At 59.0% G+C, this 23,817-nt stretch carries 20 protein-coding genes and 1 pseudogene; 18 read left to right on the top strand and 3 right to left on the bottom strand.

The features are described 5' to 3' along the window. Nucleotides 1–14 precede the first annotated feature (14 nt). The gene (lysA, locus tag SMC3_RS05305) at nucleotides 15–1,166 is read right to left on the bottom strand and encodes a diaminopimelate decarboxylase (protein WP_165846597.1); all 1,152 of its coding nucleotides are present in this window, start codon (nucleotides 1,164–1,166) and stop codon (nucleotides 15–17) included. Between the two features lie 416 nt (nucleotides 1,167–1,582). Between lysA and SMC3_RS09940 the strand changes: the two are divergent. Continuing rightward, nucleotides 1,583–1,660, top strand: a pseudogene (locus SMC3_RS09940) (zinc-ribbon domain-containing protein); the annotation flags it as partial. A 4-nt stretch (nucleotides 1,661–1,664) separates the two neighbouring features. Here the strand turns inward: SMC3_RS09940 and SMC3_RS09725 are convergent. Then, the gene (locus tag SMC3_RS09725; RefSeq protein ID WP_243621719.1) at nucleotides 1,665–1,823 is read right to left on the bottom strand and encodes a hypothetical protein; all 159 of its coding nucleotides are present in this window, start codon (nucleotides 1,821–1,823) and stop codon (nucleotides 1,665–1,667) included. 56 nt (nucleotides 1,824–1,879) lie between these two features. On the opposite strand from SMC3_RS09725, the gene SMC3_RS09720 reads away from it, so the two are divergent. The 15 genes from SMC3_RS09720 (at nucleotide 1,880) to SMC3_RS09280 (ending at nucleotide 19,380) form a co-directional block, all read left to right on the top strand. Continuing rightward, complete coding sequence (locus SMC3_RS09720; RefSeq protein ID WP_243621716.1) at nucleotides 1,880–2,272, top strand: hypothetical protein; 393 nt, start codon at nucleotides 1,880–1,882, stop codon at nucleotides 2,270–2,272. Nucleotides 2,273–2,288: 16 nt separating this feature from the next. Continuing rightward, nucleotides 2,289–3,308, top strand: a complete 1,020-nt coding sequence (locus tag SMC3_RS05295) for an extracellular solute-binding protein (RefSeq protein ID WP_119087733.1) — start codon at nucleotides 2,289–2,291, stop codon at nucleotides 3,306–3,308. A 2-nt stretch (nucleotides 3,309–3,310) separates the two neighbouring features. Then, nucleotides 3,311–4,867 carry an ABC transporter permease gene (locus SMC3_RS05290; RefSeq protein ID WP_119089913.1) on the top strand — a complete coding sequence of 519 codons (1,557 nt, stop codon included), beginning with the start codon at nucleotides 3,311–3,313 and terminating at the stop codon, nucleotides 4,865–4,867. After that, nucleotides 4,864–5,523, top strand: coding sequence for an ABC transporter ATP-binding protein (locus SMC3_RS05285; RefSeq protein WP_119087730.1), 660 nt, complete (start codon nucleotides 4,864–4,866; stop codon nucleotides 5,521–5,523). Before SMC3_RS05290 ends, SMC3_RS05285 begins: the two co-directional genes overlap by 4 nt. After that, nucleotides 5,520–6,545 (top strand): two-component regulator propeller domain-containing protein, encoded by a 1,026-nt coding sequence (locus SMC3_RS05280; RefSeq protein WP_119087729.1) that lies wholly within the window; start codon nucleotides 5,520–5,522, stop codon nucleotides 6,543–6,545. Before SMC3_RS05285 ends, SMC3_RS05280 begins: the two co-directional genes overlap by 4 nt. Further along, nucleotides 6,542–6,883: a hypothetical protein gene (locus SMC3_RS05275; RefSeq protein ID WP_119087728.1), complete on the top strand. Its 342-nt coding sequence runs from the start codon at nucleotides 6,542–6,544 to the stop codon at nucleotides 6,881–6,883. Before SMC3_RS05280 ends, SMC3_RS05275 begins: the two co-directional genes overlap by 4 nt. Nucleotides 6,884–6,985: 102 nt before the next feature. After that, nucleotides 6,986–9,823 carry a hypothetical protein gene (locus SMC3_RS05270; RefSeq protein WP_119087727.1) on the top strand — a complete coding sequence of 946 codons (2,838 nt, stop codon included), beginning with the start codon at nucleotides 6,986–6,988 and terminating at the stop codon, nucleotides 9,821–9,823. 8 nt (nucleotides 9,824–9,831) lie between these two features. Next, complete coding sequence (locus SMC3_RS05265) at nucleotides 9,832–10,767, top strand: hypothetical protein (protein WP_119089912.1); 936 nt, start codon at nucleotides 9,832–9,834, stop codon at nucleotides 10,765–10,767. Further along, nucleotides 10,751–11,944: a zinc ribbon domain-containing protein gene (locus SMC3_RS05260; protein WP_165846596.1), complete on the top strand. Its 1,194-nt coding sequence runs from the start codon at nucleotides 10,751–10,753 to the stop codon at nucleotides 11,942–11,944. The genes SMC3_RS05265 and SMC3_RS05260 overlap by 17 nt, the downstream gene beginning before the upstream one ends. Nucleotides 11,945–12,085: 141 nt before the next feature. Beyond that, a complete protein-coding gene (locus SMC3_RS05255; RefSeq protein ID WP_119087724.1) occupies nucleotides 12,086–12,607 on the top strand; it encodes a hypothetical protein in 522 nt (173 codons plus the stop codon). Between the two features lie 184 nt (nucleotides 12,608–12,791). Next, the gene (ygiD, locus tag SMC3_RS05250; protein WP_207799680.1) at nucleotides 12,792–13,574 is read left to right on the top strand and encodes a 4,5-DOPA dioxygenase extradiol; all 783 of its coding nucleotides are present in this window, start codon (nucleotides 12,792–12,794) and stop codon (nucleotides 13,572–13,574) included. Nucleotides 13,575–13,719: 145 nt separating this feature from the next. Continuing rightward, nucleotides 13,720–14,565, top strand: coding sequence for a hypothetical protein (locus SMC3_RS05245; RefSeq protein WP_119087723.1), 846 nt, complete (start codon nucleotides 13,720–13,722; stop codon nucleotides 14,563–14,565). A gap of 330 nt (nucleotides 14,566–14,895) precedes the next feature. Continuing rightward, nucleotides 14,896–16,260: an oxaloacetate decarboxylase subunit alpha gene (locus tag SMC3_RS05240; protein WP_119087806.1), complete on the top strand. Its 1,365-nt coding sequence runs from the start codon at nucleotides 14,896–14,898 to the stop codon at nucleotides 16,258–16,260. Between the two features lie 289 nt (nucleotides 16,261–16,549). Next, the gene (locus SMC3_RS05235; RefSeq protein WP_165846595.1) at nucleotides 16,550–18,745 is read left to right on the top strand and encodes an ABC transporter substrate-binding protein; all 2,196 of its coding nucleotides are present in this window, start codon (nucleotides 16,550–16,552) and stop codon (nucleotides 18,743–18,745) included. A gap of 131 nt (nucleotides 18,746–18,876) precedes the next feature. Continuing rightward, nucleotides 18,877–19,380 carry a hypothetical protein gene (locus SMC3_RS09280; protein WP_126850794.1) on the top strand — a complete coding sequence of 168 codons (504 nt, stop codon included), beginning with the start codon at nucleotides 18,877–18,879 and terminating at the stop codon, nucleotides 19,378–19,380. A gap of 191 nt (nucleotides 19,381–19,571) precedes the next feature. Here SMC3_RS09280 and SMC3_RS05225 read toward each other — a convergent pair whose 3' ends face one another. Beyond that, nucleotides 19,572–21,920 carry a plasma-membrane proton-efflux P-type ATPase gene (locus SMC3_RS05225; protein ID WP_207799679.1) on the bottom strand — a complete coding sequence of 783 codons (2,349 nt, stop codon included), beginning with the start codon at nucleotides 21,918–21,920 and terminating at the stop codon, nucleotides 19,572–19,574. Nucleotides 21,921–22,206: 286 nt separating this feature from the next. Here SMC3_RS05225 and SMC3_RS05220 point away from each other — a divergent pair, with 286 nt between their 5' ends. Further along, nucleotides 22,207–22,947, top strand: coding sequence for a NifB/NifX family molybdenum-iron cluster-binding protein (locus SMC3_RS05220; RefSeq protein ID WP_119087719.1), 741 nt, complete (start codon nucleotides 22,207–22,209; stop codon nucleotides 22,945–22,947). Then, nucleotides 22,934–23,767: an Mrp/NBP35 family ATP-binding protein gene (locus tag SMC3_RS05215; RefSeq protein ID WP_119087718.1), complete on the top strand. Its 834-nt coding sequence runs from the start codon at nucleotides 22,934–22,936 to the stop codon at nucleotides 23,765–23,767. The genes SMC3_RS05220 and SMC3_RS05215 overlap by 14 nt, the downstream gene beginning before the upstream one ends. Nucleotides 23,768–23,817: the final 50 nt, after the last annotated feature.

Genomic DNA, 23,817 nt, shown 5'->3' with positions numbered 1-23,817 from the left:
CCTTCAGGGCATGCTCAGCGCCCACGTTCGCGGATGAGAACTGGCTCTCCATCGTCGATGAGGACTTCTGGCAGCAGCGGGCGACCGTTGTAGGTTGAACTCATGGACCATCCATACGCGCCCGTGTCGCAGATGGCAAGAAGGTCTCCCTGCTCAGGCAGTGGTATGGAAATGTCCCGGTCGAAGCAGTCTGCAGACTCGCAGACGGGGCCTACGATGTCACACGGGGTTGGCCCTGAATCCCTCTGGGTTACCGGGAGGATCGCATGATGTGACTGGTACAGCGCGGGACGAATGAGGTCATTCATGCCGGCGTCCACGACCACAAAAGTCCTGGCATAGCGTTTACGATATAGGACACGTGTCACCAACGTGCCTGCGTGCCCCACAATGTACCTGCCTGGTTCGAACCATAGCTTCATGCCTTGGGGAACATCTCGGCGCAGCAGGGCCTGCAGGTCCTCCACGGCGAAGTCGGCGCCTTCCGCATAGTTGATGCCGAATCCTCCTCCCATATCCAGAGTGCTCACAGAAATGCCGTCGCCCATCAGGGAGTCATGCAGTTCCAGGAGGCGTGCCAGAGACTTGCGATAGGGCTCGAGGCTCGTGATCTGACTGCCGATATGGCAGGAAATGGTGTCAGGAACGAGCCCTGCGTCCATGGCCAGCCGGAACGCGTCAGGGGCGGCATCGATCGGGATGCCGAACTTGCTCTCCTCCGTTCCAGTGGTGACGTACCGATGGGTGTGTGCATCGACGCCGGGATTAATACGGATGCCGACATGGACGCCCGTTCGCAGGCGCGCAATTGCAGTCAACTCCTCCTCGCTTTCGGTGTTGATGAAGATGCCGTGGTCCAGCGCAAATGTCAGTTCTTCCTGTGTCTTTCCGACACCGGAGAACACGATGCGGTCTGCAGGACAGCCGGCATCCAGAGCCTCCTGGATTTCTCCGCGGCTTACCGTGTCGGCCCCAAGGCCCATGTTGAAAATGAGTGCAAGGAGAGCAGGGTTTGCATTGGCCTTGACCGCGTAGCGGAGTGATCCAATCGTGCCCAGACTCTGCATCAGACGTGTGACCTGTCCGCGGATTGAGGAGGCCGAGTAGACGTAGACGGGTGTGCCATATTCTCTCGCGATCGTGGCGAGAGGCAAACGGTCAAGCATGAGATCCGAGCCCTGATATAAGAGGTCGCTGTTCATCCTGGTCCTTTCTGGCACAACACAACATATCTTTCATTGGACGAGACGATGGTCCATGCGTCCGGGTTGCACCCGGGCCGATCGTTTCATCATGACCTTGTGCCCCGCCGTGTCAAGTAAGCGTTCCAGCAGACGTCGCAGTCGTCCTTGAAACCCGTTGCCCACCCCTCGGATACGACAGCATCCCTTGCATTGAGACAACATCCTCGGGGGAGGAAGATCTGGTCAGGAAGAAGCCAGTTCACCTATATTTTGGATGAGTCGATGTGGCGCTCTTGCAGCAAGAGAGGTGTTCCGTATACTGGCGCCAGTAAGGGTTATTTCAGGCAGGTCCAGGCGGCTGTTAGAGCTGCTACACTTTATTCTATGGGGGTGTAAGCATGGAAACTGCGAAGTTCTGTACTCAGTGCGGTGAGACGTTGCCATCAGGGGCGAAACACTGTCCACATTGTGGGGCGGAAGTCACGGTCGTGCAGACGCCAGTGCCTGGCGAAGTCGAGCGACCCGTTCCTCCCTCGCCGCCTGTTCCTCAGCAGACGCCGTCAGCAGGACCGTATGGTACACCTTCCTCCCCACAGACTTCCCCATACGGTGGATCTGGTACAGTTCCACAAGGGACATACAGTGTTCCTCCTCCCGCTGCCGGCGTCTATCGTGCTGGATCACAGCAGAAGGCGATGACAGCACAGCGAGCGCCGTCCCGGAAACGCCTTGGTGGTGGAGCACTGACTCTGATCGCTGGAATCATCATGCTGGCAATGCATGCCCTGGTGCTGGAAGGGGGGCTGACCGCGTCGAACATTGGTGTTGACCTGTCCATCATTGTATGCGGCTTTCTCATGTTGTTCGCCCGCGGGGGGCTCAGCGTCGCACTTGCCTTCGTGGCGAGTCTGGCCGTATCGGCCGTCGACGCGATGCTTCTGTGGGCAGTTTTCGTGGCGATATCCGCCGGTGGGTCCAGCGGAATCGCTGCGTTTCTATCGTCAGGAGCGTGGGTGTCGGTGGTAGCGATGGTGGTGGTTCTGGTTGGGTTCTTGGTTGCGTTGGTCAGTCTGTTCCGCCACTCCTGACAGGAGAAAGTATCCAATGATCCATATGCGAACCCGTGCACTGGTCGTTGGGGTCATAATTGTTTTGGTAGTGGTTCTCTTCGCTGGGTGTGGCGCGACGACGAGAGTGATTGTGTGCTACACGTCCGTCGATCAGGAGTATGCGGACCCCGTGTTCAAAGCCTTCGAGGGCCGGACTGGCATTCACGTTCTTACAGTCTATGATACCGAGGCTGCCAAGACCACTGGGCTCGTCAACCGTCTTATCGCCGAGCAGGCACACCCGGTATGTGACGTGTTCTGGAACAACGAAACGACACAGATGTCGATGCTGGAGCAGAACAACATCCTGCGGCGGCTTCCCGGCGACGCCGGTCAGGGAATCCTTGCCAGGTACCGTGACCCGGATGGGTTGTGGGCCGGTCACGCTGCTCGCTTTCGCGTCCTGCTTGTTAATACGAACGTCCTCAAGGGGCCGACCCCGTCGTCGGTCATGGACTTGGCCTCCTCCGCATATCCCCGTGGCAGTGTCGGCATGGCCATGCCTCTGTTCGGCACGACAGCAGCGCATGTGGCAGCACTGTACGCGGTACTTGGGGCAGCTCGGGCGCGTTCCTTTTTCCAGCAGGTGAGTGCCTCCGGCGTGCGAATTGTCGACGGCAATGCAACGGTCAGGGACCTTGTTGCGCAGGGAGTGTTGACGTGGGGGATCACGGACTCGGACGATGCTCTTGTGGCGGTCAAAAGGGGAGACCCCGTCTCCGTAGTCGTTCCGGACCAGGAAGGGATGGGGACCCTGGTCATTCCTTCGAGCGTCGCGGTGATTCGCGGAGGTCCTCACCTACAGGAGGCCGACAGTCTGGCTCAGTATCTTCTGAGCGAAGGGGTCGAAACCACGCTCATGCAGGAGGGATATTGCCAGTTGTCGACACGCCAGGAAGGAGGGATCGCCCCCCTGACGGGAACGTCCATTAAGGGGATGGACGTGGACCCGGGTTCTATCCAGGTATCGATGGCGACTGCAAAAGCCGACCTTACGTCAATCTTCGGACAGTAGCGATGGCGACGAGCAACCGGTGGTGGCGCCTCTCAGGGACCGTGGCCGCCCTCGCCGTGTTCGGTCTGCCTCTGGTGGCACTTGGCATGGATGCTATACGATCTCTCCTGGTCAACCCTTCGCTGGCGCGCCTGGCCATCCCCTCGGAACGGGCACTGGTGTTGCTGGCACGCAGTTGTGCCCTTGCAGGGGCAACAGCCGTCCTGTGTCTGGTCGCAGGGACTGCAGCGTCGCTCGCTTTGCCGCCGGCCTCGGGCAGGATGGGTTGGCTGAGAACAGCGCTGTTCGTTCCCATGGTCATCCCGCCCTATGTCCACGCGCTGGCCTGGATGCGCGCGGCCGAGTGGCTTCGCCGGGTGGTCGCCGTGACGGGCATCAGACTGCCGGCGTTTCAGGGGTTCGGAGCAGCGCTGTGGGTGCAGGCAATGGTATACCTGCCATTGGCGACCGGGGTAGCCCTGGCCGCCTGGTCGATGATCGACCCACAGCTCGTGGATGCGGCGCTCATGAGGGGATCCCAGGACCGTGCCCTGTGGCGGGTTGTCCTGCCACTTGGAGGTCCGGTGCTGCTGTCAGGAACCCTGCTCGTGTTTGTGCTGTGCATGGGTGACCTCTCCATTCCCTCCCTGTTCTCTGTCAATACCTATGCTCTGGAGCTGTACGCACGCTTCAGCGCTACGGGTCGGATCTCGGACGTTACGTTGTTGGCCGTTCCACAAGTTCTGGTGTGTCTGGCGGCGCTCATACCTGCCATTCGAAGCATTTCCGCTGCCGTCTCCGCGCCTGCAACCATGGAAGGAGTGACGCATTCCGTGTGGCGTCCGTCGCGCTGGACGCGGGGTTTGTGTGTGTGTGCAGTGTGCCTGCTTTCGCTGGATGTTGCAGGTCTCTGCGTTTCCCTGATGAGCGGACTGCACGGTGCAACGTGGATTGCAGTGGTCGATGCCGCGCCGTCCGCCTGGGTCAGCGTACGGCTGGTCTTTTTCGCGTGTACTCTCAGCATGATTTTGGCGATTCTTGTAGGTCCTCTCGTTAGCAACCGTAGCCGGCTGGGGCAGTCATTGTGTGCCCTCATCCTCATACCGCTGGCACTGCCCGGTCCCGTTGCAGGCACCGGGGCCCTGCTTGCCAATGGCATCGTGCACAGCGCATGGACGGCTCAAGTGGCGCCTGCACTTCTCATGGCGTTCAGGTTCGCGCCGTTCGCCTGTCTGATGATCGGAGCACGGTTGGCACGGGCCGATGTGGATGTGATGGAAGCTGGACGCGTGTTTGAGCGAAGGCGCGGGGACTGGGCGCTTCGAGTGTGGCTGCCGATGCTCCTGCCTGTGCTCACCGCCGCCCTCCTGCTTGTCGCCCTGCTTGTGGTCGGCGAGGTGGGAGGGACGCTGATGGTGATGCCCCCTGGGCAGCAACCTCTGGCGATCACAATCTACAACTACCTGCACTATGGTGCTTCCGGAACGGTATCAGCGCTGTGCTTGGCGCTCTTCGCAGTTGTCCTGTTGCTGACCATACCAGGCTTCCTGTCCTGGCGCAGCGCGTGGAGGTCGGCATGATCGAATGCACCGGAGTGGCTTTCTCTCTCGGAGGCAGGACGATCCTGTCAGACCTGGAACTGAAGGTGTCTGACGGCGAACGCATCGTCGTGATGGGCCGGTCCGGGGCAGGGAAGACGACCCTGCTGCGATTGCTGGCAGGACTGGTCGCGCCATCGGAAGGGAGCATACGAGTCAACGGCGAATTAGCCAGCGCCGCCAGGAGCATTCGCATGGTGCCGTCACACCGTGATATCGGGTTTGTCTTCCAGGCTGGGGCGTTGTGGCCCCACATGACAGTGGCGCAAAACCTCCTGTATGGCCTGGCTGACCTTCCGCGCCCCGAAGCCCGGCGGCGCATGACCGAAGCTCTCGATGCCTGCAAGGTGGCGGAACTTTCCCAGCGCTTGCCTCAACAGCTTTCGGGAGGCGAACAGCGCCGCGTTGCGCTGGCAAGGGCGATCGCCCCACACCCACGGCACCTTCTCATGGACGAACCGCTCACAAGCCTGGACACCGATCTCAGATCCGAGCTACTGCAGCTCGTGTGCGAGATAGTCCTTTCTCACGATACGGCTCTTGTCTACGTGACGCACGACGAGAGCGAGGCACGTACGGTGGGGGGACGGCAGATGCATCTCGAGAATGGTCGCCTCACGGCTCAGGGATCGGCATGAAAAGGATCGTCATCGTCGCCCTTGTGATACTGGGCTGTCTGATGACAGGGTGTTCGCTTCCACAGGATGCCGCCCTGCCGGCACCGTCACTCCCTGTGCAGGGCATCGACATCCTTCGTCCGCCGGGAGACGTATTTGCGCTGCTTCTGGACGGCAATACGCTCTGGTGTGGCGGAGTAGACGGCGTGTGTGCCGTCGACACGCAGACCCGTACGGTGACCGCAATCGTCGATGCCGGGCGTCCGATGACCTATGTGAGGGGCATTGCGGTTGATCACGAGGGAGCCTTGTGGTTTGCTTGCGAACGTGGGCTGGTGCGCTGGAAAGATGGACAGGCGACCTGGTTCACGACAAAGGAAGGCTTGCCCGACAATCGTGTCAACTGTGTTCTCGTCACGCGGGCTGGAGACCTGTGGGCAGGGACATGGAGCGGCGCGGCGATGCGTACCGCGGGTGGGTGGACAGTGCTGGGCAAACGGGATGGTCTCGCAGATGACATGGTGCGTGTCATGCTGGAGGACAAGAGCGGCAGTCTGTGGTTTGGTTCATACATTGCGCCTGCCGGTGGGTTGGCAATACGCAATGCATCCGGGTGGCAAACATTCTCCACGGCTGGCGGCCTGCCGCACAACGATGTCGTCTCGCTGCTGGAGGCACCTGACGGCACCGTCTGGGTCGGAACAGGCTTCCTGGACGATGGAGGCGCAGTTCAGTTTGAACGCAAGGGTGATACCTGGCAACCGCGGCGGACGCTGGGCAAAGCCGGAGGACTGGCAGGTGGCAAGGCTCGTTCGATCTATGTAACCGGGGATGGTATCCTGATCGTCGGATCGGAATACCAGGGCATGGCCATTCAGACGCGTCAAGGATTCAGGGTACTGACGACAATGGACGGACTGTCCAATGACGAAGTGAAGTCGATGGTGGAAGACAGCAATGGCAATCTTTGGTGTGCAACTCGGGACGGGCTCACCATCATCAACAGGCAGACGCTGCTGAACATCGAAGAAGGAACATCATGATACACGCACGAAAGATTGCCGGGATAGTCGTTGTTCTCATGTTGCTTCTTGGCATCGGGGGGTGCCGCCCCCCATCGTTGCTTTCCGGCCCTGTCACATCAAAGGACGATGCGATCGCGCGTGTGACAGCTCTTCCCGATGTGATGGCCTGGATCAAACTGGTGCAAACCAGGAGCCCGGCCAACCGGATTGTCATCGACGTTGATTCGGAAGACGCGACCATATATACAGTGCATGCCTATGAGCTCGTTCAGGACGAACTGGGTGGACACACGGCGACGTTCGGCTGGTATGAGGTTACCAGGGCGAACGGTGTCGTGCGTTCGGTCATGCCGTAAGGTCTTGCATGGTTCAATCCGATTTTGCATACTGGAGAGGACGACCGTGCCCAACCGTGCATCCGTTGACAGACGCAGGGTCGAGGACAATGGGAGGCTGCCGTGGACTTCAATGAAGTGAGTCAATCGTACATAGCGCTGCAGCAACAGCTCGCGAGTGGTGCCGTCACGCCGGAGCGCTATCAACAGGAACTGGCGAAGTTGCGGTTCATGACGCCTGACGGCGTTTGGTGGCAGATCGATCCCGCAACCGGGGGGTGGTTGACATGGAATGGACAGACATGGATTCCAGCCACCGCAGCCGGCCAATCTGTGCAAGAACACACAGAAATGGAGACCAGTCAGACGACATCCGCCGAGGGTGGACGGAGCAGTCGTCGGCCGCCGCCAAAACAGAAACCCGCGCCACAGACCCTGTGGCAATTGGCGATCCTGATGGTGAAGAGCTGGCTGGAAAACCTCCCCAGCACGATCGTCTCGAGCATAGTGACAGCGGCTGCAACGTGGTTCCTTCATACATGGTTGCTGGTCGGACCCAACAATACCATGTTGTACCCAACAAAACCGATCTTTTACTGGATGCTCGATACGTTGGAGTATCCCCGTGGAGGTGTGGCGTTCTGGGCGGTTGCCTCCTATTTTGTCGCTTCCTTCTTTGGCAGGCTGTTCTCGTCGCCCGTTGCGTCGGCGAAAGGTGTCGTACTATCGCCGTCGTGGCTGGTCCGGGCATTCCGCCACCTGAGAGCAAAGGCGCTCATCCCATTCCTGCTGGGCGGGATCGTCGCAGTCATCATTGGTTCGAGCATGCGCAACTACATGTCGGCCTGGGCATACGCAGCCGGATTCTTCCTGGTAACGATGGCACTCGACATGAGCTTCGAGCACATGGTGCTGCGGCTGCTGCTGTCGGACCTGCGGCGCTTTCTCAAGGTGCGGCTGGCTCCCTACGGCGCCGAGTCAGACTATGCGTTTTTGTTGTTCCCGGGCTTGGCACTTGGGTTTGCGGCCTCCGCCCTGCGGCGGACGCCGGCGCGCTGGGCGCAATTTACCTTCTGGGGAACTCTTGTCGTCGTGCTGCTTGCCATAGGGGGGACGATGCTGCGGCGGCGCAAGGCGACGAGGACTACCGGGGCGTTTCTACTGTTGCTTGCTCTCGCATGCACTGTCCTCATCGCCCTGACACCGGTCCTTGCTGATGATGGCGGATGGGCAGAGAGCGGTCGCACCATCCAGGGTCTTACCAGGAACGCGGGCTGGCCGATGACCAAAAAACTGGGGATCCCGCCCGCTGAGGCGGCGCTCCTGGCAGGCCTTCTGGCGACGAACCTTGGAGCGGCCTATGGATACATGAAGAAACACGGCATTGATCCAACGAAGCTCGGATTGCCGGACATACCCCCTCCTCCGGGCATGAACGTTGCACCAGATAGTGTTCCCTCGACGCCTGAACAACGGGCCGCACGGGCGCAGAAGACTGCCGAGGACATAGCCAAGGCACAGGCCGAGGCAGCCGAGGCCAATACCTGGGGAGGACTGCTGGCCGGTGCGTGGAAGAACTGGGAAAAGGAGGCGGTTCAAATCGGGGACGCCGTTTCAAACGTTGCCACAGGAGCCAAAGATGTGGTGGTAAAGGGAGCCACCTCCATCTACGAAGGCGCGAAGTCGGTCTACAACGACCCCAGCATCGTCACGACACCACTCAAGAACTTCGCGAAGGATGTTGCGACTGCGGCTGAAGATGCATGGAACAATCCTCAACTTATCTGGGATACAGCCAGCGGAACATGGAAGGAAGTGAAGACTGGTGCTTCCGTTGCCGTAGATGTTGGGGGCAAGATCATCTCGGGTGTCGCCAATGGCATCTATACGACCCTGACGGATCCCAAGAAGATGTGGGAAGCCGTCAAGGACTCGGGTGGTTGGGACAACTGGGTGAAATCCTGGGACCCCAATGTACCCGTACTCGAGCGGTTCGGCAACGTTCTCATCGGGACCGCGAAGATCGGTGTGACTATTGCTACCGTCGGTCAGGCGGGGGCAGCAGCCGTGGCAGGAAAGGAGATCCTGGCGGTCACCGCTGAGCAACTGGGGAAGGGGGAAGTGAAAGCAGCAGCCGAATCCCTTATCAACGGCATCATCAAGGCATTCGCGTCGGAAGAAAGCAAGGCCGCACAAGCGATTGCGGACGACGCCGCTAAACTGAAAGGTGGAACGCTGACACCGGTGACGAGCGCGATTCCTTCGACAGGGATCAACCCCAAGCAGCTGGCGACGATCCAGAACGGAGCGGAGAAATTCGGTCTTGACGTTGGGGTACGCCCGCAGGGGACCATCTCGGGCTTTGTGAAGGATGGAGTACCCAAGATGCCCGATATTAAGAACAAGAGCATGGATGGTCTCATCGATGAGTTGATTGGCGGCAAAGGGCCGCAAGGAACGATCGGCCACTTCGAACCTGACGAGGCAGCAGCCAAGAACCTTATTGAAGGCATCAAGGGCAACCCTGGGATCCCGGGTGATCGGCAGGCACAGATGATCAAGGAGATCGAGGACCGCGTCGCTCTCAGGAAGGCGGAATTCACCGGGGAGAAAGTGAACGATCTCATCAACAAAGGGAAACTCACCGTGACGAAGGGGGGTGCCCTTGTCGACACCGCGTCGGGCAAGCCGGTCGTCACAGACCTTGACCTGTGGAGTCTGACCAAAACAGGAGGGGCGCCAGTGACGGCTACTGAAGAAAAGGCGTTCGTTCAATGGTGCCAGGATAATGGAGTGCCAGTTACCCACGGAGCGCACATGAACTGGGTCCCACAAACGCCGGACGAATACAAGATCTTCGAGAAGATCGTTCAAGGCCATGGAGTCGGAGGGAAACCCATCATAACGGTCGGTGCAGGCAAGGGAGTCGGTTCGGCCTACTACGTTCCGCCGGTTCGATAGGAGGTGTCATGCGACAATCAACAATGACGGTGTCAGAGCGGGCTGAACTGCTCGCACGCCACACAGTGGCACACGCCCGCCAGAGCGATCTGCTGGCGGTGGTGAACAGGGACCCGGATCAGCTGTCACCAGATGTCCTGCAGGAACTGAACGCCCTCGGAGAAGAGATCGGCGGCCTGCGGGAACAGTATCTGGCTGCCCTGCCTATCGTCACACTGTCGAGGAGTCCCCTGAGCGGTGACCTCCTGGAGTATGCCATCGATATTGTCGGGGTGGACGGGCTGTGGTGGAACTACAACCAGCCATTGCGACCGCTGCAGCAGTTGCCAGCGGATTTCGTCGGCCTTGCAGGAGCGCTTCAGGTGGGAGACTCTGTTGAGAAGACGCCGTTCGAAGTCCGACCCGGCCCCGAGGTCCCGTATGTGGTGCCGCGCCTGCTGGCACTGCCGGGGGTTCGTGCAGTAGTCAGCCAGGTTCAAATCGGCCCGCACACGGGATACACGATCGCCTACTTCGCTGAACATCCTGAGCAGGTAACACACCGTGTCAACACGTGGGGCACCGACTTCTACGAAGTCGTCGATGCTCAGGGCGTACTGATATGGTCCCGTGATGGAGACACTGCCGCACTCAATCGCGATGCTGACCTGAAGTCGTGGATGGAGGCCGGGAAGCTTCTATGGATACAACCCGGCGACACGTCAATGACATTGCGTTCCGATGTGCGGCCGTGTCCGTTCCTTGTCTTGAAGGGCAGTCGTCTGGACTGCACGCTCTTTGATGGAATACGCACTGAGGACGAGCCGGACGTGTTCGCGCAGGAGGCAATAGAAGCCGCTCTGGGCCAACCCGTGCCCACCGATCCAGTCCCTGATGAACTTTGGAACCTTGTGATGCCCACCAATGACAATGCAGGAGGCGACAACGATGAACACTCAGCATGACAATAGCACGACCACCATCACCGTCCGTCCGTCGGACCTCGGGGCAATTCTTGTCGATCAGTTGCATTTGCAGACGACCTCGTTCTCCCCGTTTGCTGAGGTATTGGCGGACTACACCGCAGGTTCGGGCACCGTGAGTGACGGTGCGCAGCAGCTCGCGACCGATGCGGCATTTGTGACGGCTGCCGGAGTACTGGCACGGCCCGATCTGCGCCTGGAACTGCTGGTGGGTGGCGGCATGGCGCCTTTGGGAAGTATCCGCGTCTATGCATCCAGAGCCGCAGGAAACATGATGGTTGCAATAGCGCCCGGTGACGGCGAGTGGGACATTCGTCTCTTCGATACGCCGCGTTCGTATGCCGAATGGTTGGCGCGCCAGACAGGCACGAACACCGAGGCAGGCGAGCCCAACCACCTGGCGCCACCCTGCACGCTGTCAACTCTTGTGGCCGCTTTTCACACAGTCGACGTGTTCCGCCGAACGGCGTACCAGGATATGCTGGCATACAAGCGCACAGTCGACCCGATGATCACCCCTGAGGAGTTCAGATCCAGCGCGGAGGCTGCCATCCACAGCCAGGACATCCGCTGGCTTCTGCCGTCGTTGCTCGTGCTGAGTCCCACCCTTGCCGAGAGCATTGGGACAATGGGGAGCGATGGTCTGGAGCAGGCAGTGAAACGAGGGTTCCTGATCGGCGCCAAGCGTGCCGGTGGCACTGATACCGTGCTCCTGTTTGGCGAGGCAGGCACACACATGGGGTCGGAATTCCTGCGCAGCTGGGTAAGCAGTTGTGGCTACAGCCTGGATGTAGTTGGTCCCGACGGTCCACGGACACTCCAGCGGGGGTACATCGCTTCCACCGGCCTGGCAAATCACTGGTTCCGTTTCGACACGAAAGATGGTACTCTTCAGGTCAATCACCAGCCTCTGTCACTGGAACAGTATGCCCAGAAGATGGGGGACCTGCTGCTGTCCGGGACAGTCGTCGAACGGCAAGCTGGTGCCGCGGTGGCGTTTGTGAAGCCAAAACAGACTATTCTTTCACCCGCCGTATCGCGGGAGAAAACGATCTCTGCGGATGCTGCGCCCGCGAAGACGCCGAAATTCTGCCCCAGCTGTGGCGCCCCGCTGAAACCCGGAGCCAAGTTCTGTGCTTCGTGCGGTCGGCCGCTGTGAGTGGGAGGCACGTCCGAAGAGCCGCAGTGTCTCACACTCAGGGACTGCCTCGACAGGGCCAGGCGCACTGCCTGGCCCTGTCTGTCGTTACTCCAGGATTGGCAGCGCCTGGAAGCCTGCTACACTGAAAATGGTGAATAGATGAGATTCTACAAGTCACGCAGTTCATACACGACAGCTCCTCGCCCATCCAGGAGTGCAGACGGTGCCCGTTATCGTGGTCGATCCCACTACAAGGTGGCGCCTTCGGCCAGGTCGGGACAGGCACGCTCCGGCTGGCGCGATTCAGGGGAACTGTCAAAGGCGAAGCGCGGCTTGCCGGTCTTCCTGGCGTTCTGCGTTGTCGTGGGGTTGGTACTGCCCATTTTCTTCGGACAGGTCAGGCGCGTCATGGCGCCGGACGGTGAAACCGTTGTCCACATCCAGGCGACCCAGAAGGGGACGGCATGGTCGGGACGCCTCGCGTTCCGGTTGAATGGAGCGCAGCAGTGGACCGGCTCAATGGTCCCCTACGAAGTCTTTGTGCGCCCAGGTGTTTATACCCTGACTGTGACCGGTGGCGGACCTCCTGATGCCAGGCTGCTCAGCGTTGCACCGTTGGGTTCGCAGTTGGGTCAGGCCGCAGAGACGATCACGTTCACCGCGGAGTTTGCCACTCCATAGAACCCCGGACGTGCGGCTCGTTTTCTGGAGCTCATCCCGCTCTTACATATACTGACAGAAGGACCTGTATCGCATCTGTGGGGAAAGTTGCTGTCGACAACAAGGGGACACTGTTCGCGTCGGCGGACTGGCGTGCGTGGACGGAACGGGAGGTTCCTGGAGACAGATGAATGGAGGGACTGGCATGATGAACAAAAAACGGATGCCGGCGCTGTTTCTGGCGCATGGCTCCCCCATGAATATTATCGAGTGGAATACGTTCACAGAGGCTTTGTTGGCTTTGTCCGGAAGCTTGCCGCACCCCACAGGCATCATCGTGATCTCGGCTCACTGGCAGACACGGGGAACCCAGGTGACGTGCACACGGCAGCCACGGACCATGCACGACTTTAGTGGCTTTCCCGATGAGCTGTATCATATCGGATATCCGTGTCCAGGCTCTCCCGAGATGGCGGAGAGAGTCCGTGCTGCCTTGGGTCCGGGCGTCGTCTCGTGCGACATGGAACGCGGCCTGGATCATGGCGCATGGTCTGTCCAGCACCACATGTATCCCTTGGCGTTCATCCCCGTGATCCAGATCAGTCTCGACGTGTCTCTTACATCTGAAGAGCGTATGGAGTTGGGCAAACGCCTGTCTCCACTGCGCGACGAGGGAGTCCTCATCCTCGGCAGTGGGAATGTGGTCCACAACCTGGGGCTGGTGGACTTGGACAACGAGCAGGCTCCCGCGTATACGTGGGCGCAGTCGTTTGATAGCTGGGTTGCGGGGTGTGTCGAATCTAACCACCTCGAGGAATTGACCCGGTACCGGTTGGCACCGTTCTCCGAGTTGGCGGTCCCGACCGACGAGCACTACATCCCCCTCCTGTACGTCGCCGGATTGCGCAGGTCCGACGACATGCTTACCACAGTGTTTGAGGGTTTTCAGAATGCCTCCTTGTCCATGCGGTGCATCCGGGTGGGGTAGTCCGCGCGGGGAAACCCATATCAGGGCAGATGCCCGCGCTCTTCACAGGACAGCGCGTACGAAACCCCTCCCTGTACTGTAGTAGAGGTGGCAGCATCCGTGGGTGCCGCACTCTGGGGGTGACCCCGTAAGAAGGGAGAACACTATGAGGAAAACGATAGGCAGGGTCGTCCTGGCAGTTGTCATCGCCGGACTCCTTACAGGCGGTATCGCCATAGCTTCAGCAGCGACCAAGGTACGGACCGTGACGACGCCACAAGGAACCAGTGTCGATGTTATATCGGTGACGGGCACGGTGACGGAGGTTTCGACCGCAAGCACGACCGGGACCAGTCACGGCATTATGGGCATGTTCCGCCGTGGGCCTGAGGGCTATGCGAAAATCAAGGACAACGCGGATGGGACAGTCTACACACTTGGGCTTGGCCGCGAGGAGACCTCAGGCCTCACGATGAAGGTCGGTGACATCGTCACCGTCGAAGGGACGTCGGCAACGCGGAACAGCGTCAAGAATCTGCAAGTCTGGACGTTCACGGGCGCCGATGGCAAGACCGTCACGTTGCGCAAGGCCGACGGAACGCCCAACATCGAGACGGTGAGCGTCGCAGGAACGGTGACTGAAGTCAACGTGCCGACCCCGACGGCTCCCTTGACTGGTAACACAACGAAGCAAACTCCAAAGGCAATGGCGACGATCAAGGTCAACCAGGCCGACGGCACCATCATGACCGTGGTTCTCGGACGTGACGCGAGCAACATCACCGTGAAGGTTGGCGATGCGGTCAAGATCGAAGGCTTCAAGACCCCGACGGACGCGAACACCATCATGGCTACCTCGTTTATCGGCGCAGACGGCAAGACCATAACTCTTGGTGGCAAAGGATTTGGAGGTTGCGGCATGGGTGGCGACCGGGGTGATGGTCGTGGGTTCGGTGGCGGCATGAAGGGCCCAGGATCTAGCTCAGACTTCCCTACACCGTCCAATACATAGTACACGTTTCCTCGCAGGACGTAAGTCGACCCCCGCTTCGGCGGGGGTCGAGCATTTGGGGCTCTCGTAGATCCTTGATGGCAGAGAGTTTTCATCCTGGTGCGTGTGGACTGGAGTATTGTGCCATATCGGGACACAATAGGGTATAATAACAGAAAGCAGGAGGTGGAGGCTACGTTGTCCTGCCGGGTTTGAGGTGGAGAAATCGCTGCAGAGGGGGTTCACGTGTCAAACAAGTTCAGCATGAACGTCGGTAGTAAGTCGTTCGACGTCGAGATTGAGGAACTCAGTGCAGAAAGCAGACCAGACTTAACATCTCCATCCTCCAGTATGGCTCCGGCTCACAAGGTCGGCATCATGGAGACGGTCCTCCGGGATGCGCAGCAGTCACTCATTGCCACCCGCATGACCACGAAGGAGATGGAGCCTGCGTTCGAGGCGATCGACGCGGTCGGGTATCACTCCATAGAGATGTGGGGCGGGGCGACCTTCGATTCCTGCCTGCGCTTCCTCCACGAAGACCCATGGGAACGTCTGCGCACGGTGCGCCATGCCATGAAGCATACCAAGCTGCAGATGCTGCTGCGCGGCCAGAATGTCCTCGGCTACAAGAACTACGCCGACGATGTCGTGGACGCCTTTGTCGAAAAGTCTCTCAAAAACGGCATCGACATCATTCGCGTGTTTGACGCCCTGAATGACATGCGCAACGTGGAACGCGCCATCCGGACGACCAAGAAGCTGGGCGGGAACGCACAGGGGTGTATTGTCTACACCATTGCCCCGACGTATACGGTCGACAAGTACGTGGGTATCGCCCGCGAGCTCGAACAGATGGGTGTGGACAGCCTCGCCATCAAGGATATGGCCGGCCTGCTGACCCCGTATGCGACGTATGACCTGGTGGCAGCGCTCAAGAAGATGACCAGCCTGCCCATCCAGATCCACAGCCACTATACGACGGGTCTGGCTGGACAGTCATACCTCAAGGGGATCGAGGCGGGGGCCGACGTGGTCGACTGCGCCATCTCGCCCTTCGCGATGGCGACTTCCCAGCCTTGTACAGAGACGATGGTGGCAGCGCTCAAAGGCACGCCATATGACACCGGTATCGACCTCGAAGCCCTGAACGTTGTGGCACAGTTCTTCATCCCGGTTCGCGAGAAGGCGCTGGAGTCGGGTCTGCTGGACGCCAAAGTGATGGGGGTCGACGTGAACGCGCTCATCTACCAGCTGCCCGGAGGCATGATCTCCAATATGGTCAGCCAGCTCAAGCAAGCCAACATGCTCGACCGGTACGAGGAGGTTCTCAAGGAGGTTCCACGGGTGCGCGCGGACCTGGGCTACCCGCCCCTCGTCACTCCTACGTCACAGATCGTCGGAACGCAGGCCGTGTTCAACGTGATGATGGGCCGATACGTGCAGTGTACCAAGGAGACCAAGGCACTCGTCAAGGGCGAGTATGGCCGCGCGTCGGTGCCGATCTCCAACGAGATCAAGCAATTGATCATCGGCGACGAACCGACCATCGATTGCCGTCCAGCGGACCTGATCGAGCCTCAGATGGCCAAGTTCCGCGACGAGATCAAGGAGTATACCCAGCAGGAGGAAGACGTCCTGTCCTATGCTATTTTTCCTCAGGTGGCACTCGACTTCTTCAAGTGGCGCAAGGAACAGCAGGAAAGCAAGGTCTAATTGACTATTTTCTGTGAAACCAGTTGTCGGATTCAGTGCTCAGAGCCATCACCTGTTGCTTGACAAAAAAAGCCGTTCGTGTAATGTTCAGGTAGACGTTGACGTGCCTTGCCGTGCGTCGTGGTGCAACAGAACGTGCATGATGTGTAGAGTCTGTTGGCGTATCTTTGCCAATTGGTAACCGTGATTGAGTAATGCTATGACTACCCGCGAAGAAGGAGGTGCTTGCCAACCACTGCTCCACCTGAAATCGTCTTCAGCAACTACTCTACTAAGGAAGGAGACTTACATGAGGAGATTCTTATCTATCGTTGTTGCAGTTGTTATGCTGATTGCCGTCTGCTCTCCAGTGCTGACCGCAAACGCTGCTGGCTTCAAAGACGTCGCAGCCTCGTACTGGGCATTTGATGAGATCACCGCCCTGGCCTCGAAGAAAGTGCTCGCTGGTTACGCCGATGGTACCTTCAAGCCCGAGGGCAAGGTCACCCGCGAAGAATTCGCCAAGATGATCGTTGTCGCCAAGGGTCTCGCCTTGGTGAAACCCGCCAGCCCCACATTCACCGATGTTGCAGCATCCCGGTGGTCATATGGTTACGTTGAAGCCGCCGCCAAGGCTGGCTACATCCAGGGAATCGGCGGTGGCAAGTTTGCACCCGCCGCTCAGATCAAGCGTCAGGACATGGCTGTCCTGCTGGTCCGTGTCCTCGGCATGGCAGCTGAGGCCAATACCATCAAGGAGCCTGTCGCTTTCGCCAACGACGAACCTTCGATCGGCACCTACGCGATTGGCGCCGTCACCATCGCCGTCCGTCCGCGTGTCCAAGTTTTGACATGGGACAAGTCCCGCAACCTGAACCCCACCTTGTCTGCCACCCGTGGCGACTGTGCGTTCGCTATCTACAACACTATAACGCCTCCTGGCAGCGGCAAGAAAACCATTACGCTGGCTGAGGAGAATGCTCCCGAGAACCTGTTCCCGCTTATTTCCGACTCCGCCTACACGCTGAAGGCCGTGACTTTCCTGGCGAGTGGTCTCGTCTCGGTGACCCCCTACGGCGTCCTCTATCCCGAGATGGCCAAGTACGTTCCGACGCTTGCGAACAAGCACCTCATCCGCAATGCTGACGGTACTGTCATCTCCGACGTGGAGATCCGCAAGGGCATGACGTGGTCCGACGGCCAGCCCGTGACGATCGACGACTATATCTTCTCACACAAGTTGTACATGAGCGACGCTATCCAGGTCGTGTCCCGCTCACCTATGGACCTCGTCACCAATATCCAGAAGATCGACACCTACACGTGCCGCATCACCTGGAAGTCATGGGATCCCTATATCCCCGTGGGCTGGACCATCTATCCGCAGCATATCCTGGGACCTCTGTTCACCAAGGATCCCAAGAGCATCAACACCTCTGACTTCAACAACAACCCCGTCTACTGTGGCCCATACACCGTCAAGACCAACGTCCAAGGCCAGTATATGACCCTTGTCGCCAACAAGAACTGGTTCGGCGGTCAGCCTGCCCTGGATACTATCACCGAGCGGTTCATCAGCAACACCAACACCCTGCTGATCAACATGCTGACCGGCACGATCGACGTCTCCTCCGAGTCACTGCCCCTTGACCTTGCTCAACAGTTCGAAGCCAAGATGGGCAACAAATTTGACGTCTACTATAACAAGGGAACGACCTCTGGTATCATGGAGTGGAACCTGACCTCCAACTGGTTCAAGGACGTACGCGTCCGCCAGGCCTTCTACTACGGTATCGACCGCAAACTCATCACCCAGAAGGCCATGGTCGGCACTGACGCCGTCCTTTCCCCTCTGTCCTCTGGCTCCATCTACTTCAAGCCTGTTCTCTCTGTGTATGCGTACGACCCGGACAAGGCAAACGCGCTCTTGGACGCGGCCGGCTGGAAGTGGAACGCTGCCAAGACGGAGCGCACCCTTCCCGATGGCACCGCAGCTGACCTGAAGATCCCGTATTCGGAGGGCGCCACCTTCCGTGAACGTGAAGTCACCCTCATGCAGCCCATGCTCGCCAAGCTCGGTATCACGATCGAACAGGGTCCGGCGGACTTCAATGGCATCCTGGATGCAGCCACTGCCGGCACGTTCATCATCAACCTGCACGGTATCAGTTTCGACAATTATGACGCGTTTGGATCAGTGCTCGCCTTCCGGAGCGATCAGATCCCGACTGCAGCCAACGGCATGAACGGCCAGAACAACTACCGCTACAGCAGCCCCGAAATGGACAAGTGGCTCAACGCCGCACAGAACGCCACCACGGTAGCTGCTCTCACGGAAGCCTACTCTCACATCCAGGATATCTTTGCCACAGACCTTCCATGCTTCTATCTTGAGCAGCGTGTCTATCCCGATGAAGTCCGCAAGGGCATTAAGGGCTACGACCACTTCTTCTCTGCTACCGTCTACAACGTCTGGAACGTCCAGTACTGGTATTGGTTCAAATAGGCAACACCTGACACACAGCACCACGAGAAAAGATATCACATAGCTCCAAGGCCCCGCGCCGGCAAGGACGCGGGGCCCCCTTCATGTCCAGCGCGACTGCTGTATACTGTCTGCCACGACAGGGGGTCGTCATGGATTACGGTCTATCGCATGCGCAGGGACAGGATTATCAGCAGCGGACGAACGGCACCGGCGGAGATATGCCGACCGGATACCGTCCCTGTCCCTTCTGCCATTCCGTCATCCCATGGGAGTCTGAACGATGCCCGTCGTGCGGACGCGTCCTGATAGAACGCGTGGGCCCTGGCCCCTCGCAGAAGCCTCCGTCTGTGTCCCGCTCGGTGAGGCGGATTTCGTGGTGGTCAATAGACGTACGTCAGGTGCTGGTACGCATCCGAAACGCCGTAGTGCGTACCGGACACCATCTCTGGACGGGAATGCGCTTGACTCCACAGGATTCGTGGTCGACGACGAGCCGGGGCACCTCATGGTCTGCGTTCCAGCCCGCCCGGTTCCCTGCGCGCTCATGGTGGCTGGGTTCCATTCCCAAGCCCACGGAGCATGAGCGTCAGGTCCTGTTCATCACCTCCGTCCTGATGGTTGTCCTGTTCGTCGTCGCGCTCCTCCTCAGGTAACTGGGGCCGGTCTGGTTCCTGCCGTCTTGGGTGTTTTTACCTCCGGGTCTTGTCCCCGAGGGTTTTCGTTGTGACCATCAGGTGAGGAAAATCGATTCTATGACATGTATGAGCGTTTGTCCGGGGCACGATGCTTTGGTCATAGCCGGAGCGAAAGACTCACCGTCACAATCTTTAGGTCCGTACCTGCTTCAACCGGCGATGCGAAACCAGTGGAAGACGACTAGCTTGTAAAAGTCGAGCGCGACACTGTACAACACGATGCCCAGGAGCATGACTGCTAGAACGTTCAGTGGCAGTGGCACCATGAGAATTCCACGTGAAGCCATGAACCCAATCACCAGCAGGTCCCCCAGCGTGCTCAGGATAAGCGCCCGTCCCGGCCGCGATTGCCAGAAGTGGCGACGCTCGCGGACTAGATACACGTTGGCCTGTCCAGTCAGGACCAGCATGACAAAGACTAGAGTCTGCAGGTGCGGCAGGTCATAGTGGAGGATGCTGGTTCCGACGTACAGCGTGCCAAATGCGACTGCTAGCCAGGCGACTGCCAGCAGGAGAGCACTACCGGTCAGCTGCGACACACGCCATCGGTCCGGCAGTTGCGACGCTGTTGCCGTGTCAGAGGCAAGGGACATGGTCACAAAGTCATTGGCGAACAGGAGCAGGAGGATGAGGCGCGGCGACGTTACAAAGTGGCCGGTCAGGAAGAATGCTACGGCGAGAAACAGGGCTATCTGCAGGGTCTTGATGATCTTGTTGAGAGTATAGCTCAGCATGCGCTGATAGATCTGGCGTCCCGTCGTCACAGCCGTAACGATTCCGCTGAGACCGGGGCTGGTCAGAATAGCGCTTGCAGCTGCCCTTGCGACATCCGTCGCGTTGGAGACGGCGATGCCTACCTCCGCCTGCTTGAGAGCGGGCGCGTCGTTGATACCGTCGCCGGTCATGCCGACGATGCTACCAGCATGCTGAGAGCGCTGAACCAGCGCATACTTGTCTTCCGGAAGGACTCCAGCCACAACGTCGCAGTCCAGAGCATCTGTGCCAGGCATGTTGTCCCGCAGTGTGCCCGCATCACATGCGCGCGTGCCCAGCCCGATCTGCGCGGCGATGGTGCGAGCAGTCTCGGGCGTGTCGCCAGTGACCATCACAACTCTGATGCCGAGGTCCTTCAGATTATGGATCAGCCCTGCCGAGTCACTGCGTGGCGGGTCCTCCAGTGCCAACAATCCAGCCATAGCCAGATGACCCTCGGGCCCTGCCGCCACAGCGAGCACACGGTTTCCCCCCGCAGCAAGGCGCTCGACGTCCTGTGCGAAGGGTTGACCGTCTGCGACGAGAGCTTCAACGATCTGAGGAGAGCCTTTGACAATTCGAGTGCTGACACCGTCCTGAGCGACAATCGCTTCTGTGCGCTTGGTCGCCGAATCAAACGGGATGAAGCTGGAAATGGTGGCCGTACCGGGTGAGATGCCTGACTCGCGTGCGCGTGTGATGATGGCAAGGTCGATAGGGTCCTGCGAACGCTCGTCCGAACACAGCAGCGCAAGACGCAGAACATCATCTTGCGTCATGCCTGACACTGGAACCATATCGATCAGCCTCAGTCGGTTTTCGGTGATCGTTCCTGTCTTGTCACTGAACAGGACAGTCATGGCGGCCGCTTCTTCGATGGCTGAAAGGCGAGTTACCAGGACCCCACGGCTGGCTAACTCCTGAGCGCCGACCGCGGAGGCAAGGGTGAAGACGGCGGGCAGCGCGACGGGCACAGAGGAGACCAATAACATTAGCGAAAAGGAGACTGTGTCCAGCAACGGGATGGCGTGCCCCCACGAGTAGACCAGAACGCCGACGACCAGCAGCACATCCAGGGCAAGCAGGTACTTCACAATACCAAGGATGGTTTCCTGCAGATGGCTGGCGGTTTTTGCCGAACCGACTAGTTGGGCAGTCCGCCCGAAATAGGTATGGGTGCCGGTGCCCGTGACTTTGCCGCTTGCCTCGCCGCGCTTCACCACGCTGCCGGCATAGATGCTACTGCTGACGGCCGCATCTACCGGCAGCGATTCACCGGTCAGTGCAGACTGGTCGATAGACAGATTGCCGTCTAACAGCGTAATATCTGCAGGGACCAGATCTCCCATACGGAGGTGGACGATATCGTCGGGCACCACCAGCCGTGAATCCATAGTCTGCCACGTGCCATCGCGCAGGATCCTGACGTGAACCACCAGGCGCTGCTGCAGAAGTCTCAGCGCGTCCTGTGCCCGGTGCTCCTGGACAAAGCTGATGACGGCGTTGAAAACGATGAGCGTGCCGATGATGGTCGCCTGAGTGTAGTGATGCGTAACCAGCTCAAGGATCAGACTGACTTCGAGCATCCAGGGAACAGGACCCCATACCTTACGGAACAGGACCAGCCACGATGGGTCATGGTACTCAGGAATCTCGTTAGGCCCGATCTGTTCAAGTCTTTTCTGTGCTTCTGTGCTTGACAACCCTGGTTCCATGGGTTTCTCCCGTACCTGTGGACTGTTCATTTTGTCGGCGGTCTCCTGCAGGTATGCCAACATGGTATACCATTTTGTTCAGCATGTGCGTGAATCGGTGCCTTCGGTACCACGACTACTGAGCTGGACGTAACAGTTTTGCTCCATAGAGCTTTCTCAGCTCGGACCGTCTGGATGTGGTGCTTCATGGAAAAGCATTGGTCGGCACGGAATGTGACAGCCATTCCTGGCTATGAGATGCAAGGGCTTCAGTCTGCTCACGGAGGTTGACATTCAAACGAAATGAATATATATTCATATCGTACAAGGAGACGACATGCCAGGACGACAGGTTGCTCGCAGGTGCGGTACATATGACCGAGCTCAGCCCTTCTGTCCGGAGGCTGCAGGGACGTTGCACGTCCTTGGAGCCGACGAAATGGAGGTGTTGTGTCTCAGCGATCTGCTGGACTTGGACCAGACGGAAGCGGCACACCGCATGGACATCTCCCAGAGTACGTTCCATCGTATCCTTGCGGGCGCCCGCCACAAGGTCACTGCATCGCTCGTCGGCGGTTATCCGTTGACGGTCGCAAGGGCGTGGGACGCGGATATGAACGGCGTACGAGTCAAGAGACACCAGGAGAATCGCACAGGAGGTATCAGCATGACAACTCGTATTGCACTACCGACCGACGATGGCACGGCACTGTGTCAGCACTTCGGCCGCGCTCACTACTACAAGGTCGTCGAGATCACGGACGGCAAGGTGACTTCATCAGAATTGCGTGACAAGTTCGCGCATGTTCATGGTGAGGAAAACCATGGAGAATCCGATGTGAGCCACGAAGAGGTGCACGGTCGCATGGCCGACGCAGCTCACGGCTGCGACACCATCATTGCTGGCGGAATGGGGATGGGTGCCATGAACGCACTCACTGCTGCAGGCTACTCCGTTATGCAGACGGACATGAACAATCTGGACGAGATTGTTGAGTCCTACCGCGCAGGCGTATTTGTCAACCTGGCTGGAAAGGTATCCTGCCATCACGAAGGAGAAAAACATGACAACTGCTGAAAATGAACAGAACATGACCTCACAGGTCAACCACGTGCGGCACGTGCTCGCGGTCGCCAGCGGCAAGGGCGGCGTAGGCAAGTCCCTCGTGTCTGCCATGGCGGCAGTCGAACTGGCACGCCGCGAACTGAAAGTAGGTATCATGGATGCGGACATCACGGGCCCATCGATCCCGCGTCTGTTCGGCATGACCGCGCGACCCGAGTCTTCGATGGTCGGGATCATCCCGCCCGAGACGGCAACTGGTATCAAAATCATCTCCATGAACCTGTTCCTGGACGATGCCGGCCAGCCGGTCATCTGGCGCGGCCCGTTGCTCACATCCGCCATCAAGCAGTTCTGGAGTGATGTGGCGTGGGGAGATCTGGACGTTCTCATTGTGGACCTGCCACCTGGAACAGCCGACGTCCCCTTGACTGCGTTCCAGTCCCTGCCTGTCGACGGCATCCTCATGGTCACGACGCCGCAGGAACTGGCGAGCATGATCGTCGAGAAGGCTGCAGGCTTGGCGAAGCAGATGAGCAAGCCGATTCTGGGCATCGTCGAGAACATGGCGATGGTCACGTGCCCTCACTGTGGTGAGACATTTGAACTGTTTGGGCCTAGTCATGCCGAGGAACTGGCAGACCATATCGGAGCTCCCGTCCTTGCACGACTGCCCATCGATCCTACGGTGACCACTCTTGCCGACACGGGGCATGTGGAGGACGTGAAGATGGAAGCCTTCACCCCGGTCACTGAGGCTCTGGCGGAGTATATTACCACCCCATCCACGGTCTTTGCCGCTCCGAATCCTGCACCTGCTCCCAAGACGTCATAAACGCGGTGTTCCGGCGACGGCAAGGGCTGACGTCAGCTGATAGAGAAACA

It is taken from the genome of Candidatus Cryosericum hinesii (genome assembly GCF_003570985.1).
Taxonomy (GTDB): domain Bacteria; phylum Caldisericota; class Caldisericia; order Cryosericales; family Cryosericaceae; genus Cryosericum; species Cryosericum hinesii.
Note: the sequence above shows the minus strand (reverse complement) of the source record. Positions and strands in the feature narration are given on the sequence as shown.